Consider the following 3,263-nt stretch of genomic DNA (forward strand, 5'->3'; position numbering starts at 1 on the left):
GAAGCCGGGGTGGCTGGCTTCCAGCGCTTCGACGAAGGAGTAGGTCAGGGTGCCGTCCTCGTTGATTGCACGCCACATCAGGCCCTGGGTGATGCCATTGACCCACATCGAGGCGATGTAGAGCACGGTGCCGATGGTGGCCAGCCAGAAGTGCGCATTGATCAGGCCGATGCTGTGCATCTGCTCGCGACCGAACACTTTCGGAATCAGGTGATACAGGGCGCCGATGGAGACCATGGCCACCCAGCCGAGGGCGCCTGCGTGCACGTGGCCGATGGTCCAGTCGGTGTAGTGGGACAGGGCGTTGACGGTCTTGATCGCCATCATCGGGCCTTCGAAGGTGGACATGCCGTAGAAGGCCAGCGATACCACCAGAAAACGCAGGATCGGGTCGGTGCGCAGTTTATGCCAGGCGCCGGAGAGGGTCATCATGCCGTTGATCATGCCGCCCCAGCTCGGCGCCAGGAGAATGATCGACATCACCATGCCCAGGCTTTGCGCCCAGTCCGGCAGGGCGGTGTAGTGCAGGTGGTGCGGGCCGGCCCAGATATAGAGGGTGATCAGCGCCCAGAAGTGAACGATCGACAGGCGGTAGGAATACACCGGACGCTCGGCCTGCTTCGGCACGAAGTAGTACATCATGCCGAGGAAACCGGTGGTCAGGAAGAAGCCCACGGCGTTGTGGCCGTACCACCACTGCACCATGGCGTCGGTCGCACCCGAGTAGATCGAGTAGGACTTGAACCAGGTGACCGGGATTTCCATGTTGTTGACGATGTGCAGCATCGCCGTCACCAGGATGAAGGCACCGAAGAACCAGTTACCCACATAGATGTGCTTGGCCTTGCGCTTCATGATGGTGCCGAAGAATACCAGCGCATAGGTGATCCAGACGATCGCCAGCAGGATGTCGATCGGCCATTCCAGCTCGGCGTATTCCTTGGAGCTGGTGAAGCCCTGGGGCAGGGTAATGACCGCCAGCACGATCACGGCCTGCCAACCCCAGAAGGTGAAAGCGGCGAGACCGTCGGAGAACAGTCGCGTCTGACAGGTGCGCTGAACCACGTAGTAGGACGTAGCGAACAGCGCACAGCCGCCGAAGGCGAAGATCACCGCATTGGTGTGCAAGGGTCGCAGACGGCCGAAGCTCGTCCACGGTAGGTCGAAATTGAGCCCGGGCCACACCAACTGCGCGGCGATGAAAACACCCAGGCCCATCCCAATGATTCCCCACACCACCGTCATGATGGCGAATTGGCGAACCACCTTATAGTTATAAGCAGTCTCACTTATTGCTGTGCTCATGCAAGGCTTCCACGCTAATGGCATTTTCGAAGGCAAAAACGGCGGCAAGTATGGAGAAAGCAGGGGGGCAATGCAAACGACGCCAGGACTGCCTTTCTCCCGCCAAGACCCTGATTCCAAGCGTTTTCCATGCGCGCTACAGGGACGTTCCGCACCAGGCCGGCGCGTCGAGATTTATGGCTTCGCCTTATCGTTCTAGGCGGGACGGCGAGCCGGAAGGAGAAGCTTAAGAGTGCAAGCGTAGAGGGGGAAGGACGCTGGTCAGCTATTGATGCGACAGATGGTCGCAGCGCTGGACGATGTTGCGTGGGGATGGGGCGGGAAGGGCGGCACGAGTGTACCGCCCTTATGAGACTCACTGCTTCGCGAGTTGCTCCGGTTTTTGTGACAGGCTGTAAACGTAGGCGGCGAGCAGGTGGACCTTGTCCTCGCCCAGGTACTGCTTCTGGGCCGGCATCTGGCCGTTGCGACCGTGACGGATGGTCTGCTGCAATTGACCCAGGCTCGAGCCGTAGATCCAGCCGGCTGCATTGGTCAGATTCGGCGCACCCAGCGCTGCCATGCCTTCACCGCCCTGGCCGTGGCAGACGGCGCAGGTCTGAGCATAGACCTCCTGGCCGGCGGCGATGTCGGCCTCGGTGCCTTCCGGCAGCGATAGGCCGGCGAGATCCTGACGTACGAAGGCGGCGACATTCTTCACGCCTTCTTCGCCGATGGCCTGGCCCCAGGCCGGCATCGCGGCGATACGGCCGTTGAGGATGCTGGTCTTGATCGAGGCCGGGTCACCGCCCCAGCGCCATTCTTGGTCGGCCAGATTCGGGAAGCCCGTGGAACCCTTGGCGTCGGAACCGTGGCAGATGGAGCAGTAGTTGGCGAACAGGCGGGCACCGATTCTCACGGCCTGCTCGTCCTGAGCGACCTGTTCCACCGGCATGGCTGCGTACCTGGCGAAGATCGGGCCGTACTTTTCATCGGCCTTCACGACTTCGCGTTCCCACTGCTTCGCCTGGGTCCAGCCGCCCTCGTAGCCCGGCAGGACGCCTTTCCAGTTGCCCAGCCCCGGGTAGAGGATCAGATAGAGGATGCCGAACACCAGCGTGCCGATGAACAGCAGGAACCACCAGCGTGGCAGGGGGTTGTCGTATTCCTCGATGCCGTCGAAGGCGTGACCCATCGTCTGGTCCGTGGTGCCGGCGGACTCGCCCTTGCGGGTGGCGAAGATCAACCAGAACAGAGCGACGATGGTGCCCAGCGTCAGCAGGGCGATGTATCCACTCCAGAAAGTGCTCATGTGCTACTCCTGGACAGCCCGAGCAACTCTGGCTGTCCGCGATTGAAGTCCCTGATGGCTGCCCTCGGCAGCGCATCATTTCTTAGGTGGGTATCGTTTTACCGCTTGTTGGTCAGCGCGGTGCCGAGTACCTGCAGGTAGGCCACCATGGCGTCCATTTCGGTCTTGCCCTTGACGGCATCCCCGGCGCCGGCGATGTCTGCGTCGCTGTAGGGGACACCCAGCGTGCGCAGAGCCGACATCTTCTTGGCGGTGTCCTTGCCGTCGAGGGTGTTCTCGACCAGCCACGGATAGGACGGCATCTTCGATTCCGGCACCACGTTGCGCGGGTTGTACAGGTGCGCACGGTGCCAGTCGTCGGAGTAGCGACCGCCGACACGGGCCAGGTCCGGACCGGTCCGCTTGGAGCCCCACAGGAACGGATGGTCGTAGACGCTTTCGCCGGCGACCGAGTAGTGGCCGTAGCGCTCGGTTTCGGCGCGGAACGGACGGATCATCTGCGAGTGGCAGCCGACGCAGCCTTCGCGGATGTACAGATCGCGGCCTTCCAGCTGCAGCGCGGTGTAGGGCTTCATGCCTTCGACCGGCTCGTTGACGCTGTCCTGGAAGAACAGCGGAACGATCTGGGTCAGACCGCCGATGCTCACCGCCAGGATCATGAACAGGG

3 protein-coding genes are annotated in these 3,263 nt (G+C 62.1%); all 3 read right to left on the bottom strand.

Going from position 1 to position 3,263, the window contains the following annotated elements:
* Positions 1-1,305, bottom strand: a 1,305-nt coding sequence (gene ccoN, locus IN820_RS12045) for a cytochrome-c oxidase, cbb3-type subunit I (RefSeq protein WP_193681213.1), incomplete at its 3' end; no start/stop codon positions are given.
* Between the two features lie 355 nt (positions 1,306-1,660).
* Positions 1,661-2,596, bottom strand: a complete 936-nt coding sequence (ccoP, locus tag IN820_RS12050) for a cytochrome-c oxidase, cbb3-type subunit III (RefSeq protein WP_193681214.1) — start codon at positions 2,594-2,596, stop codon at positions 1,661-1,663.
* A 98-nt stretch (positions 2,597-2,694) separates the two neighbouring features.
* A complete protein-coding gene (ccoO, locus tag IN820_RS12055) occupies positions 2,695-3,261 on the bottom strand; it encodes a cytochrome-c oxidase, cbb3-type subunit II (protein WP_408005237.1) in 567 nt (188 codons plus the stop codon).
* Between the last annotated feature and the right edge of the window lie 2 nt (positions 3,262-3,263).

Source organism: Pseudomonas lopnurensis, assembly GCF_015070855.1.
Lineage (GTDB): Bacteria > Pseudomonadota > Gammaproteobacteria > Pseudomonadales > Pseudomonadaceae > Stutzerimonas > Stutzerimonas lopnurensis.